Origin of the sequence: Microbacter margulisiae (assembly GCF_014192515.1) — a bacterium.
GTDB lineage: Bacteria > Bacteroidota > Bacteroidia > Bacteroidales > Paludibacteraceae > Microbacter > Microbacter margulisiae.
The window spans coordinates 523,170-536,522 of the sequence record NZ_JACHYB010000002.1 but is presented as its reverse complement, the minus strand read 5'-3'; the positions used below and the strand labels follow the sequence as shown (position 1 = coordinate 536,522).

General features: G+C 39.1%; 13 protein-coding genes. 9 read left to right on the top strand and 4 right to left on the bottom strand.

Translation table 11 applies throughout. The annotated features are described in order from the left end of the window. Nucleotides 1-252 precede the first annotated feature (252 nt). Entirely contained in the window at nt 253-1,983 is a 1,731-nt protein-coding gene (recJ, locus tag FHX64_RS11350; protein ID WP_183413962.1) for a single-stranded-DNA-specific exonuclease RecJ, read from the bottom strand. 260 nt (nt 1,984-2,243) lie between these two features. Between recJ and FHX64_RS11345 the strand changes: the two genes are divergently transcribed. The 6 genes from FHX64_RS11345 to FHX64_RS11320 all read left to right on the top strand — a co-directional run bounded on the left by FHX64_RS11345 (nt 2,244) and on the right by FHX64_RS11320 (nt 8,592). Then, nucleotides 2,244-3,911 (top strand): AMP-binding protein, encoded by a 1,668-nt coding sequence (locus FHX64_RS11345; protein WP_183413961.1) that lies wholly within the window; start codon nt 2,244-2,246, stop codon nt 3,909-3,911. A gap of 153 nt (nt 3,912-4,064) precedes the next feature. Continuing rightward, nucleotides 4,065-4,259, top strand: coding sequence for a hypothetical protein (locus tag FHX64_RS11340; RefSeq protein WP_183413960.1), 195 nt, complete (start codon nt 4,065-4,067; stop codon nt 4,257-4,259). Nucleotides 4,260-4,352: 93 nt separating this feature from the next. Next, the gene (locus FHX64_RS11335; protein ID WP_183413959.1) at nt 4,353-5,486 is read left to right on the top strand and encodes a TlpA disulfide reductase family protein; all 1,134 of its coding nucleotides are present in this window, start codon (nt 4,353-4,355) and stop codon (nt 5,484-5,486) included. Beyond that, on the top strand, nt 5,483-6,457 hold the full coding sequence (gene queG / locus FHX64_RS11330; RefSeq protein WP_183413958.1) for a tRNA epoxyqueuosine(34) reductase QueG: 975 nt from the start codon (nt 5,483-5,485) through the stop codon (nt 6,455-6,457). The genes FHX64_RS11335 and queG overlap by 4 nt, the downstream gene beginning before the upstream one ends. Nucleotides 6,458-6,609: 152 nt before the next feature. Next, a complete protein-coding gene (locus FHX64_RS11325) occupies nt 6,610-7,941 on the top strand; it encodes a glycoside hydrolase family 16 protein (protein WP_183413957.1) in 1,332 nt (443 codons plus the stop codon). A 45-nt stretch (nt 7,942-7,986) separates the two neighbouring features. Continuing rightward, entirely contained in the window at nt 7,987-8,592 is a 606-nt protein-coding gene (locus FHX64_RS11320) for an SIS domain-containing protein (RefSeq protein ID WP_183413956.1), read from the top strand. A 75-nt stretch (nt 8,593-8,667) separates the two neighbouring features. On the opposite strand, the gene rplI is transcribed toward FHX64_RS11320, so the two are convergent. Genes rplI through rpsF form a run of 3 tightly spaced genes read right to left on the bottom strand, consistent with a single transcriptional unit; the run spans nt 8,668 to nt 9,754 of the window. Beyond that, complete coding sequence (gene rplI / locus FHX64_RS11315; RefSeq protein ID WP_183413955.1) at nt 8,668-9,111, bottom strand: 50S ribosomal protein L9; 444 nt, start codon at nt 9,109-9,111, stop codon at nt 8,668-8,670. Between the two features lie 17 nt (nt 9,112-9,128). Further along, entirely contained in the window at nt 9,129-9,398 is a 270-nt protein-coding gene (rpsR, locus tag FHX64_RS11310) for a 30S ribosomal protein S18 (protein ID WP_183413954.1), read from the bottom strand. Between the two features lie 2 nt (nt 9,399-9,400). After that, nucleotides 9,401-9,754 carry a 30S ribosomal protein S6 gene (gene rpsF, locus FHX64_RS11305; RefSeq protein ID WP_183414512.1) on the bottom strand — a complete coding sequence of 118 codons (354 nt, stop codon included), beginning with the start codon at nt 9,752-9,754 and terminating at the stop codon, nt 9,401-9,403. Nucleotides 9,755-10,031: 277 nt separating this feature from the next. Between rpsF and FHX64_RS11300 the strand changes: the two genes are divergently transcribed. From FHX64_RS11300 to nusA, 3 genes are all read left to right on the top strand, one after another. After that, complete coding sequence (locus FHX64_RS11300) at nt 10,032-11,228, top strand: aminotransferase-like domain-containing protein (protein ID WP_183413953.1); 1,197 nt, start codon at nt 10,032-10,034, stop codon at nt 11,226-11,228. 352 nt (nt 11,229-11,580) lie between these two features. Next, nucleotides 11,581-12,048 carry a ribosome assembly cofactor RimP gene (rimP, locus tag FHX64_RS11295; protein WP_183413952.1) on the top strand — a complete coding sequence of 156 codons (468 nt, stop codon included), beginning with the start codon at nt 11,581-11,583 and terminating at the stop codon, nt 12,046-12,048. A 2-nt stretch (nt 12,049-12,050) separates the two neighbouring features. Continuing rightward, complete coding sequence (gene nusA, locus FHX64_RS11290) at nt 12,051-13,301, top strand: transcription termination factor NusA (protein WP_183413951.1); 1,251 nt, start codon at nt 12,051-12,053, stop codon at nt 13,299-13,301. Nucleotides 13,302-13,353 lie beyond the last annotated feature (52 nt).

Genomic DNA, 13,353 nt, shown 5'->3' with positions numbered 1-13,353 from the left:
AAGAAAAAAGCCGTTTCGGTAAATTGAGAGAAAACTCCTATTAAATAGGGTTTGAGTGTCGGTATTCGTTGTAATCTGCCGTGTCTCCCGACAACCCGAAGGTGCAGCCCGCCATTGAATATCAAAACTTTTCTCAGGTCTAAATTTCTGTTGAGTTTTCCAGTTTCCGAAACGACTTTCTAAGAGCAAAGATAAGTAATAATAGCCAAAAGTGTATCGTTTTTTTCAAAAGGAGAAGGCTTGATGCTCCTTCTAATCGTTACTGTCGGCAATTTTGATGTCTTTAATCAGAAGCTGAATTGAGCTGTTTCCGTTGAAGTTGTTTTCTTCCAGTGTATAACAAATGTCCAATGGATTCATTGCTTTCAGGTAATCGTTAAACTCACCCATACGAAATGCAATGCCATTCATGACATTTTCAGAGCTGGCATCTACCAATTCCATTTTGATATGCTCTTGGTCTTTTCCAACCAAGCGACTTGTCCCGTAATCGAATACACGTCTTGTACAAAAAATGGGTTTCATGTTCTCAGGACCATACGGACTAAACTGTTTCAATATTCTGAAAAACTTTGGTGTGATTTCATTAAAATCAATGACGCAGTCGATATCAAGCTGCATTTGTAGTTGTTCATCCGTGATGGTTTCACATACAAAGGTTTCAAAACGATGTTTGAATGCTTCAAGATTGCTTTCTTTTAATGTTAATCCAGCGGCATACATATGGCCTCCGAAATTCTCGAGCAGATCACGGCAATTTTCGATGGCTTTATAAATATCGTATCCGGGGACTGAACGAGCCGAACCGGTGACCAGTCCATTTGAAAGGGTTAGCACAATGGAGGGCCTGTAATAGAGCTCAGTCAGGCGGGAGGCTACAATGCCGACAACTCCTTTGTGCCATGAAGGATGATATACTACGATCGATTTCTTGTCCCGAAATCCTTCCAGATTTAGCAGAAACTGTGAAGCTTCTTCTGTAATTGATTTGTCGAGATCTTTGCGTGTTTCGTTATATTGATTGAGACAGTCGCATTTGGTATTGGCAAATGTTTCGTCTCGTGTAACCAACAGATCTACTGCTTCCCGCGCTGACTGGATACGCCCGGAAGCATTGATGCGGGGGCCAATCTTGAATACAATGTCGCTGATGCTAATCTCTTTTTCGTTTAGAGCACAGAGATTGATGATGGATCTTAGACCAAGGTTTGGGTTTGTACTCAGTTTTTTCAGTCCAAAGTGGGCAAGTACCCGGTTCTCTCCCGTAATTGGAACAATGTCGGAAGCGATGCTGACTGCTAAAAAGTCGATTAACTGGTAAGCCGAGCTTAGGTCAATCTGGTTGTTGATGGCAAGCGCCTGCATTAGTTTAAATCCGACTCCGCATCCAGAAAGATGGGGATAGGGATAAGTTGAGTCTAAACGCTTCGGATCGAGTACTGCGACTGCATTGGGCAGTATTTCGTCGGGCATGTGGTGGTCGCAAATGATAAAATCTACATTATGTTCGTTTGCATAAGCGATTTTATCTACAGCCTTAATGCCGCAATCGAGCGCGATAACCAGTGAAAACCCATTAGCAGCAGCATAATCAATGCCTTTATAGGATATGCCATAACCTTCAGTATAACGATCCGGTAAATAATAATCAAGGTTTGATGTGAATTGTTGCAAATACTTATATACCAGTGCAACAGCTGTTGTCCCATCCACATCGTAATCGCCATAGACCAGGATTTTTTCTTTACGCCCCAAGGCAAGGTTTAGTCGTTCGACAGCTTTATCCATATCGTTCATCAGAAATGGATCATGCAGTTGCGACAGGTCGGGACGAAAAAATTGTTTGGCCTCTTCGAAAGTTTTTATGCCACGTATAACTAATAGTTTTGTCAACACATGGCTGATTCCAAGTTCTCTGGCTAGTTGTTCACTATTAGCTTGCTCGTCGGGTGTAAGTGTACGAAAGTTCCATTGATTTGTCATCTATAGGGTTTATTTTTGTATTTCCTTGTGATATAAAAATACCGTAAGTAGTTGTTTATAAATACGGTATGAAAAGAGAATGGTTGAAAAAAACGATTATGAATTTTGAAGCATAAAATTAAAGAAAAATACCGGTTAAAAGAGTATTTGAAAGAAATAAAATCGTAGACACCGAGATTTCCGGATTGTGATGTTAAAACAGAGAGATAGTTGCACATTTGCTTGATAAATGTGTAATTTTGTGCCCAAATACGAACAACATGATCGAAAAAAACTTCATTAAACTATACGAGAAAAGCTTTAAGGATAATTGGTTACGTAGTGCTTTGTCTGATTACGGGGATCCTACTCCTATGCGCTATGCCGATGTAGCAGAGGAAATCGCCCGTATTCATCTTTTATATCAGAAGATGCATTTACGCAAAGGGGACAAGGTGGCTCTTGTGGGAAAAAATAGCACGAGATGGGTATTGGTATACATGGCTACAATAACTTATGGTGCTGTGATTGTCCCTATTTTGCAAGATTTCAACCCTAATGATATTCATCATATTGTCAATCATTCCGATGCCCATGTGTTATGGGTGAGCGATTCAATATGGGAAAACCTTGAGGAAGAAAAAATGGAAATGTTGCGCGCTATTTTTTCGCTCAATGATTCACGGTGTATCTGTCAGCATGATGGTGAAACTATTCAAAAACTGGTGAAGAATCTGGATCATGAGTTTGCGGCACGCTATCCCCAAGGATTTTCTCCTGCTGATGTTCAATATACTGAGGTGTCGAATGAGGAATTGTTGCTTCTGAATTATACTTCGGGAACAACCGGCTTCACAAAAGGGGTAATGCTTACCGCTAACAATATGGCTGGTAATGTTCTTTTTGCGATCAATTCCGGTTTGATGCACAATCAAACCCGTATTCTTTCTTTTCTTCCGCTGGCACATGCTTACGGATGTGCTTTTGAAATGCTGTCGCCGCTTGCAAATGGAGGGCATGTGACATTGCTGGGTAAAATTCCGTCTCCGAAAATTCTGGTGCAGGCTATGTCGTTAGTGAAACCAACTATTATCCTGACAGTCCCATTGGTTCTTGAAAAGATTTACAAAAAGCAGGTGTTGCCATTGCTGAATCGACGTGCTATGCGTTTGGCTCTGAATATTCCGTTGTTGGATGCGCGTATTCTCTCCACCATTCAAAAAAAAGTGATTGCAGCTTTTGGAGGTGAGTTTATGCAGGTTGTTGTCGGAGGTGCTCCGCTGAATCCTGAAGTTGAAGCTTTTCTTTTGAAAATTAAGTTTCCCTTCACGGTTGGATACGGAATGACGGAATGTGCGCCTCTAATCAGCTATTCTCCTTATTATGAATATATAGAAAGTTCGTGTGGAAAAATCCTGAACGGCATGGAAGTTCGTATCGATGCGTCTGATCCGACAACTAAGGTAGGCGAGATCTGTGTGCGTGGTGAAAACGTTATGTCAGGCTATTATAAAAATGATGTGGCTACACATGACGCTTTTGACAAAGATGGCTGGTTTCATACAGGTGATTTAGGCACAGTCGATAACAATGGGGTGATTTATATACGGGGACGTAGTAAAAGTATGATTTTGGGAGCCAGTGGACAAAATATTTATCCAGAGGAAATTGAAGCAAAACTTAATAATTTGCCTTTTGTGATGGAGAGCCTCGTGATTGAACATGAAGGTAAACTCTTTGCTTTGGTCTATCCTGATTATGAAGGAGTTGATGAGTCGCACATTGCATATGAAGATCTGGAGATGGTGATGGAGCAAAATCGTATTGCTTTGAATAAGGATCTGGCTGTTTATGAAACAATATCGAAAATTGTGCTTTATCCGAACGAATTTGAGAAGACTCCCAAGAAAAGTATTAAAAGATATTTATATATAAATGCCTTGAAATAGTGATTTTATCATTTAATTGTGATTGTATTGGCGGTTTGATATGAAATTATGTTAAAGTGATAAATCTTTGCGCAACGTATTGAAATCAGTTGTACCTTTGCATCGGTTTTAATGCCACTTATTCATAATGTTTAATTTCTAAAGGTAAAAAAAATGAAAAAGGTAATTTTGTTATTTGCTGTCGTTGGTGCTATCGCATGTGTTGCATGTCAGTCTAAACCTGCTCAAGAAGCTGCTCCTGCTCCAGCTCCTGCTGCTGCTCCAGCTCCTACAACTCCAGCTCCTGCTGCTGATTCAGCTGCTGCTGCTGCTCCTGCTGCAACTCCTGCTGCTCCTGCAACAAAGTAATTTTGCATCAGCAAAAAAAATGAAGTCCGTTGTTACAACGGACTTTTTTTTTATCTTTACCGCTCGTTTTGTTTATTCTCAATCTTTATTACCATGCATAAAACCAATACTTTCTTAGTCTTCTTAAGTTTGATTTTTGTTCTGGCAGGATGTACAAGTAAAAAACAATTTACAGTATCAGGAACCATTGCCGGTGCATCCGGTCAAAAATTATATCTCGTTCATGATGGTCTTTTATCTTCTTCTTCGCTTGATTCGTGTGTATTAGATGCCAAAGGAAATTTTTCATTCAAAGCAGCACGTCCCAAATACCCCGATTTTTATCTTCTTAAGCTGAACAATGAATCTGTGTTGTTTGCTGTCGATTCATGTGAACATGTCGTAGTCGACGCAAATGCGAAGACTCTGGACAGTATTTACACAGTGGAGGGATCATCCAATTCTGAAAAAATTAATGAACTGCATTTGTCGTTACTGCGTCTCCAGAAGACTATTGCGCAGGTTTTGAAAACAAAAACCACTACTAATCAGTCACAGATTACGGCGCAATTGGATAGTGCCATAGAACAACATAAAAAGATTGCCCGTGCTATCATATTGACCAATCCTTTGTCAACCGCTGCTTATTATGCAGTTTTTCAACAATTAAACGAGTATTTCGTTTTTTCACCTTTTAATAAGGATGACAGGCGTTATTGTGCTGCAGTGGCAACAGCTTATAGTACTTTTTATCCGAAATATAATCGTTCTATAAGTTTGTATAATTATGTAATGCAAGCCATCGTAGCCGATAGAAAAGCTGAAAACCAGGCGATTCTGGCTCAAATGTTGCAACATGCAAAGTCTGGCATTGTTGATTTAAGCTTGCCGGATATTAACGGAACGATCCACAAATTGTCTGATTTGAAAGGGAAGGTTGTTTTACTTGATTTTGTGATGTACCAAGAGCCTAATTTATCAGATTATATATTTTCACTGCGTGATTTATATTCGAAGTATCACTCCCAAGGATTAGAAGTTTATCAGGTGTCACTGGATAAAAACCAGAGTACCTGGATTAATGCCATTACGAACTTGCCCTGGATATGTGTTTGGGGTAATGGCAACAGTGCTTTGGCTTATAATGTGAGACAGGTACCTACGAATTTTCTGATTGATCGTTCAGGGAATCTTGTGAAGCGCAATGCTTCAAGCGAAGATATTATAAAAGCCATTCAGAGCAAATGAGGTTTCATGAGAAAGATCCGGGTGGCCTCCAACGCATTTCTCGGGCAATAAAAGAACAAGCTGTCAGGTTAGGCTTTGTTGCCTGCGGCATTACTCCTGTTCGTTTATTGGAGGAGGATGCTGCTTTTATGAAACATTGGTTAGCAGAAGGCCGGCATGGTTCCATGTCTTATCTTGAACGATATGCTGAAGAACGTGAAAATCCAGGATTATTGCTCGAAAATGCCCGGTCGATAATTGTGGTACTTTTTCCATATCAGGGAAATAGGAAACAGCCCCTTGGAGCTCCCAAAATTGCTAAATATGCGTATGGCAGTGATTACCATTATGTCATCAAACAAAAACTGCAGCAACTTCTGGAATTTATTCATCATGAAATAACGCCGGTGAATGGAAGAGCGTTTTGTGACACAGCCCCTGTGTTTGAAAGACGGTGGGCACAGCAGGCCGGTTTGGGTTGGATCGGGACAAACAAGTGCCTTATTCATCCTGAATTTGGTTCTTTTGCTATGATTGGTGGGTTAATTTCCGATTTGGAAGTTGCATATGATCAACCGATGGAAGGGGGCTGTGGTAATTGTGGCCTGTGTGTTGCTAAATGTCCGACCCATGCCTTGTCTATTCCGGGCCGTTTCGATGCAACCCAATGCATTTCCTATCTGACTATTGAATCAAAAGAAGAAATTCCTGAAGTATGGAAAGGCAAGTTACAGGGATACGTAGCTGGATGCGATATTTGTCAGGATGTTTGCCCCTGGAATCATAAAAAATTGATCAGTCAATCCTCTATAGACGCAGAGCAGGATGTTTTATGGCAGATGACGCGGGAAGAATGGCGTCTGATGAATGGTTCCTGGTATAAAAGAATGGTTAGAAAAAGTGCCTTAAATAGAATTCCTTATAAAAAGATGAGGCAGAATCTGCTTGCGATCGATCCGTTGTTTTTTGGAGAACACCCGGAAGAGGAATAAAACATAAAATATCATTGCTTCACAAAAAATAAATTGTACCTTTGTTTGGTGAAATGCCTGATTTATTGCTGAATCTATGGCTTTTAATTGTATCTGTCTGACAATATCTTGTTTGTGTTTGTGTCGAATTTTTATTGCTGAAAACCATTATCATGAACTTATTTGCAAAAAAATTTTTTGGGACGTTTAAGGGCACAGCGCAACTTGAACGGGAAATGCATCGAATGGAACAGGTGTATGAGCGTTATATGTCCATTGAAAAATCTGAGCTATTACAGGAATATAAGGCGTTGCGCAAGGAGGTGAAATCGTCGGCATTTAAGGACAATAAGAAAATATTAATTAACAGAAAATTCAAAGATACAGAGGAATATCAGGACTGGCATAAATACAACCACTTGAAAAACAGCCCAAAGCTCAACCATTATTTTACGATTCTTCAATCGCCTGAATTAGCCGCTTTTTTAGCATTCAAACAAACCGACGAATATGAACTGATCGGAAATAAGATTGAATTGAAAAAATCGGAAAAATTACGTCAGTTCAGAGCATACGAGAAATCCAGAGATTATAAATTATACATACGCTTTCATGGTTCGTATCTACTGGAAGAATACGAACGATTAAAACAAGTCGTCTCTACGCCTGAATTTATTGAGTTCAAAGAGTTTTGGTCTGATCCTCACCGTTGGTTAAAAACGGAAGATTATCAGAAAGATGTCAAATTTCGTGAGCTATCGGAACATGCTGATATTATTTTTTATCAGAAAACAGACTCGCAACAATTTGACTTCTTTAGAAAATGGAAAAAGGTATTTGAAGATGATTTTAACGGGCCGGGACTCGATAAATCCAAATGGGAAGTGGGCTATTATTTTGCAGATCAACAATTAATTCGCCATTATTCGTTGACAAGCTGCAAACAGGCTAACAATGAGGGCAAGAATGTGACGGTGGCTGACAGTTGTTTGACGATTGAAACATTGAAAGAATCTGTTGTGTCACGGGCCTGGGATGATCAGAAAGGTTTTGTAATGCATAAATTTGACTACACTTCCGATGTGATCAATGCCGGAAATGCGTTTCAGATGACGTCTGGTCTTGTACAGATGAAACTACGGATTCGTGGAGGTAAAATTACGCATGTCTGTTGTTTGGTCAATGAACGCAAAACGCCTCAGATTAATCTTTTTCATGTTGATCATAAAATGATTTCAGTAGGCTATGTGTTGGATGATATTGCGCAGAGTGAGCAAATCAAAGGTATATCGCCTTATGATTTTTATATTTTCAGTGTTGAATGGAGTAGAGGCGAATTGATTTGGAGAGTGAATAACCAGGAAGTTTTTCGCGTAGAACGAAGTTTTAGCCCATCTGTGCCTCTTTTTCCATTGTTTGCATCTATTGTTCGTCCTGATCAGGAAGGAGTAGGTCATCTCGATGTAGACTGGATCCGTATTTATCAATCACAAAAGCCTGAGTAAAAATGATTTTTCATATTTATTCTTAAACATGTTTTTATACCATCAATGACTAACGAGGAAGTATCACAACTATTGAAGCAAGAGGCTGAAGCTATTCTTAATATTCCTGTGAATGAATCTTTTAATGCTGCAATCGATCTGATTGTGGAGAAGGTACATGGACATCACGGGAAATTGGTGACATCAGGAATGGGTAAAGCGGGACAGATCGCTTTGAATATTGCTACAACTTTTAGTTCAACAGGAACGCCATCTGTTTTTTTACACCCAAGTGAAGCTCAACATGGAGATTTGGGCGTTTTACAAGAGAATGATATCATGCTTCTTATCTCCAATTCAGGAAAAACGCGTGAAATTCTGGAGCTGGTAGAACTGTCTCATCATTTGTACGATACGCTTCCATATATTGTTATTACAGGAAATGCTAATAGCACTTTGGCGGCTTTAGCAGATGTGGTTTTGTTGACCGGCAATCCGGAAGAGGTATGTGCGCTTGGATTGACGCCAACAACATCAACTACGATGATGACTGTTATTGGCGATGTTTTGGTGGTCGGCACCATGCGTCGTATTCATTTCACGCGCAGTGAATACAACAAAAGGCATCACGGAGGCTACCTGGGACAAAAATCAAAAGAGGGAGCCAATTAGCTTCAAGATTTTTTTGTACAATAAAAAAGCCGCCTTTGAATTAAAAGCGGCTTTTTTTATTTGTATGCAAAATGTTTATTCAGAAACCACTTCGAAAGCAATTTCGACACTGACTTCTTTATGTAATTTAAGAATGGCTTTGTATTGGCCAACTTCCTTGATAGCTTCTTTGATAAGAATAATTTTCCGGTCAACATTATATCCTAATTTTTCGAGAGCTTCAGCAATCTGAATATTATTGACCGAACCAAAGATTTTACCGGTTGAACTGGTTTTGGCACCAATAGTAAGAGAAACTCCTTGCAGTTTTTCAGCCAATTCCTGAGCCTCAGTTTTAATACGAGCTAATTTATGAGCACGTTGGCGTAGATTTTCTGCTAACATTTTCTTTGCGGAGGGAGTTGCCAAAACCGCTTTACGTTGCGGAATCAAATAATTGCGTCCGTATCCGTCTTTTACTTTTACAACATCATCTTTATAACCTAAATTGACGATGTCTTCTAATAAAATAATTTCCATATTCTTTTTCCTCCTTTTTATTTCATCATATCAGTTACGTAAGGAAGCAATGCCAAATGGCGTGCTCTTTTTACAGCTTGCGCTACTTTACGTTGGTATTTCAACGAAGTACCGGTGAGACGACGAGGAAGAATTTTACCTTGCTCGTTGAGGAACTTTTTCAAGAATTCCGGATCTTTGTAGTCGATGTATTTAATCCCGTTCTTTTTGAAACGACAATATTTTTTCTTTTTCGTATCGACAGTAGGCGGATTCAAATATCTGATTTCTGGAGTGTTTGTTGCCATAATTATTTTTCCTTTCCTTCTTTTTTAGCCGATTTTAAACTTTTTCTTTTTTCTGCATATTCTACTGCAAATTTGTCCATGTGGAAAGTCAGGAAACGAATTACGCGTTCATCACGCCGATACTGAACTTCCAGCTTTTCTACTAACGAAGGATCTCCTTTGAATTGCAACAATGCATAGAAGCCTGTCGATTTTTTTTGGATGGGGTAGGCCAGTTTGCGCAATCCCCATAATTCTTCATTCATGATCTCTGCCCCCTCTTGTACCAAGAGATCTTTGAATTTGTCAACCGCTTCCTTCATCTGTACATCAGACAAAACGGGAGTTAAAATGAAAACGGTTTCATAATTGTTCAACATACGCTTTAATAATTAATTAAATGAATTTTGAGGGTGCAAAGATACTATTTTTCATTGAACGAGCAAATGGTTTGTACAACAAAATTTTAATGGGTTTTGTGCGTTGGCATTTCAATACAGGTTATGTGTGTTTTTGAGATGAACAAACAGGGGATTAATTTATGGTTTTGGTGGCTTGGGGAAAAAATGTACCTTTAGCATTTCAATTTATTGTATGAAAAGATGCGGATTATTATCATCCGTAAGTTATGCAAATGTTTTAAATCCCGATATTATGTATGTATTTTCAGATTCTGTAAAAGATTTACGGTCTTCAGCTATTCGTGATTTGATGAGTTTAGCAACTCATCCAGACATGATTTCCTTTGCCGGAGGGATGCCGGATAATGAACTCTTCCCTTTGGAAGATGTTGGGGAGATTTTTAATAGTCTGTCAAGACGCGAGCAACAAGCAGCATTGCAGTATGCTCCAACAACCGGATATCCACCTCTTTTGCAAGAACTTGAAAAATGGTTGCGCAAAAAGGGATTACCGGTTGATACTAACCGACTCATTGTCACTACTGGATCCTTGCAGGGAATTAATATTTTTGCTAAGCTATTTGTCAATCCTAACGATGTGGTTTTGACTGAAAATCCATCTTTTATAGGAGCATTATCTGCATTTAATTCCTACTTGGGGAAAATACATGGCATTCCGATGGATGAGGAGGGGATGAATATTGAAAAATTAAAAGAAGCCTTGTCTTTAAACCCAAAATTGTTGTATGTGATGCCTACATTTCATAATCCGGCTGGTACTTCATATAGTTTGGAGCGACGCAAACAACTGCTGGCTGTAATGAATGAAACATCCGTGCCGATTTTGGAAGATGATGCTTATGGCGATTTGGCTTTTAATGCCGAGGATACAGCTTTGCGTGTGCCCTTAAAAGCTCTTTCTGAAAAGGAAAGTCAGATTTGTTACTCCGGATCATTCTCGAAAATTTTTGGGCCTGGCATTCGTTTAGGATGGATGTTGCTTAGTGATGATTTTTATCGTAAGGCTGAGTTGTGTAAACAATCTTTTGATGCCTGCTCTCCGACCTTTACGCAAGTGCTGGCATATCGTTTCCTTGCTTCGGGTAAACTGGATCGTTATGTGGCATGGGTTCGTGTTATTTATAAACAACGCGCTGATTATATGGTGGATGCTATAATGCGCTATTTCCCGGAGGAAGCTAAGTTTGTTCGACCTCAAGGCGGATTTTATTTGTGGGTAAAATTGCCAGACGGGATGGATGAACAGGAATTGTTGAAAGCGACCATTGCCGACGGAGCTGTATTTGTAGTTGGGTCAACTTTTGACCCATCCGGAACATCAAATGGGTATATCCGTCTTTCATTCTCCAATACACCTGAAGAAAAAATAGAACGAGGTATCCGCATTATAGGAGATCGGATGAAACAAATGATGAAAAAGTCTTTGTAGTGCTGTTTTGTACGCGGGCCCATTGTTGTCGTGGTTTGTAATATTCAAGAAAAATAACTATCTTTGCGCCGATTTTATTGTTGGAATGTTTGTGCAACTTCACAATAAAGTTGATTTAAGGGTTGACATTATAATTGCTGTCACAACGAAGATTATAATTGTTTACACTTAAACTCAAGAGGATGATAGTTTTACACGATTTACTACAGCAGTAGTGCTTGGGAAACCCTTTTGAAGTCCTTTCAATGGGTTTTTTTTGTTTTTGATTGATTCGTATATGCTGATAGCTAACAGCGTGGAGATCAATAAAAAAATATATATCTTTGACAACTGTTTTTCATCAAAGGCATCAATGATCGAACAACAAAAAATATATGATTTAGTTGCATCCTATCTGGTCGGGAAAGCAGTTTTTATTGTCGATGTAACAGTTTCTCCCGATAATTCTATCGTAGTTGAAATTGATTCTAACCAAGGAGTGACTATTGATGAGTGTGTCGCTTTAAATCAGTTTCTGGAATCAAAACTTGATCGTGATATTGAGGATTTTGATCTGGAAGTGGGATCGGCAGGTTTGAGTGCTCCGTTCAAAGTGTTGCAGCAATATGAGAAAAATGTGGGCAACGAAGTTGAAGTGGTTACCAGAAAAGGAGAAAAATATACAGGCGTATTGGAATCTGTTTTTTCAGACGGATTTACAATAGTTATAGAAGAAAAAGTGAGGGAAGAAGGCGCAAAACGTAAGAAAACGGTTGAACGAGTATTGCAATTTGCCTTTGAAGAAGTAAAAAAAACCAACTATTTAATTAGATTCAAATAGCTATGAGCAAAATGGAATCCATCAATTTCATTGATACCTTTGCAGAGTTTAAGGAACTAAAAAATATTGATCGTCCTACACTGATCAGTATTTTGGAAGAATCCTTTCGTGGAGCACTTGCCAAAATGTTCGGATCGGACGAAAATTTTGATGTGATCATTAATCCTGATAAAGGAGACTTTGAAATATGGCACAACCGGGAGGTGGTTGCAGACGAAGATGTCGAAGATCCAATCCGTCAGATATCATTGTCAGAAGCAAAGAAGATTGACGCTGATTATGAAATTGGCGAAACGGTTGCTGATGCTGTTGATTTTCTTGGATTTGGGCGCCGGGCTATTTTGACATTGCGTCAAACCCTTTCATCCAAGATCTTGGAACTCCAGAAAGATTATCTTTTTAATAAATATAAAGATCGCATCGGAGAGATTGTTAGTGGTGAAGTATATCAAATGTGGAAAAAAGAAATTCTTCTTTTGGATGATGAGGGCAACGAATTGCTTCTGCCAAAACCAGAACAGATTCCTGCTGATTTTTATCGTAAAGGAGACACCGTTCGTTCTGTAGTTCTGAAGGTGGAGAATCGTAATGGAAACCCCAAAATCATTGTATCCCGGACTTCTCCCATGTTTCTGCAGCGATTATTTGAATTAGAAGTTCCTGAGATTCATGACGGATTGATTACTATTCGTAAGATAGCCCGTATTCCCGGAGAAAGGGCAAAAGTGGCAGTGGAAACCTATGACGAAAGAATTGATCCCGTAGGTGCATGCGTTGGAGTAAAAGGAGCCCGTATTCATGGAATAGTCAGAGAATTACGGAATGAAAATATTGACGTCATCAATTATACCAATAATATCTCGTTGTTTATCGCACGGTCACTAAGTCCTGCAAAAATTTCTTCAATCCAGTTGGATGAAGAGAATCGTAAAGCCGATGTTTATCTGAAACCTGAAGAGATATCAATGGCCATTGGGAAAGGTGGGATGAATATCCGCCTGGCCTCTATGTTGACTGATTATACCATTGATGTATTCAGAGATATTGATGAGGCAGACGACGAAGATATCTATCTGGATGAGTTTAATGATGAAATAGAACAATGGATAATCGACGTTTTGAAATCTATTGGCTGTGATACAGCAAAAAGCGTTTTGGCCATTCCTCGTGATGAATTGATCCAACGTAGTGATTTGGAGGAAGAAACCATTGATGATGTGTTGCGCGTGATTAAAGCAGAATTTGAAGAGTAAATTACCTGAAAAGCTTTTCGATTCTTATGCTATAGTCAATATTGAAAATACT

Bases quoted from the DNA above. Each gene is read 5' to 3' on its own strand.
- recJ (WP_183413962.1), bottom strand. From the start codon at position 1,983: ATGACAAATCAATGGAACTTTCGTACACTTACACCCGACGAGCAAGCT.
- FHX64_RS11345 (WP_183413961.1), top strand. From the start codon at position 2,244: ATGATCGAAAAAAACTTCATTAAACTATACGAGAAAAGCTTTAAGGAT.
- FHX64_RS11340 (WP_183413960.1), top strand. From the start codon at position 4,065: ATGAAAAAGGTAATTTTGTTATTTGCTGTCGTTGGTGCTATCGCATGT.
- FHX64_RS11335 (WP_183413959.1), top strand. From the start codon at position 4,353: ATGCATAAAACCAATACTTTCTTAGTCTTCTTAAGTTTGATTTTTGTT.
- queG (WP_183413958.1), top strand. From the start codon at position 5,483: ATGAGGTTTCATGAGAAAGATCCGGGTGGCCTCCAACGCATTTCTCGG.
- FHX64_RS11325 (WP_183413957.1), top strand. From the start codon at position 6,610: ATGAACTTATTTGCAAAAAAATTTTTTGGGACGTTTAAGGGCACAGCG.
- FHX64_RS11320 (WP_183413956.1), top strand. From the start codon at position 7,987: ATGACTAACGAGGAAGTATCACAACTATTGAAGCAAGAGGCTGAAGCT.
- rplI (WP_183413955.1), bottom strand. From the start codon at position 9,111: ATGGAAATTATTTTATTAGAAGACATCGTCAATTTAGGTTATAAAGAT.
- rpsR (WP_183413954.1), bottom strand. From the start codon at position 9,398: ATGGCAACAAACACTCCAGAAATCAGATATTTGAATCCGCCTACTGTC.
- FHX64_RS11300 (WP_183413953.1), top strand. From the start codon at position 10,032: ATGTATGTATTTTCAGATTCTGTAAAAGATTTACGGTCTTCAGCTATT.
- rimP (WP_183413952.1), top strand. From the start codon at position 11,581: ATGATCGAACAACAAAAAATATATGATTTAGTTGCATCCTATCTGGTC.
- nusA (WP_183413951.1), top strand. From the start codon at position 12,051: ATGAGCAAAATGGAATCCATCAATTTCATTGATACCTTTGCAGAGTTT.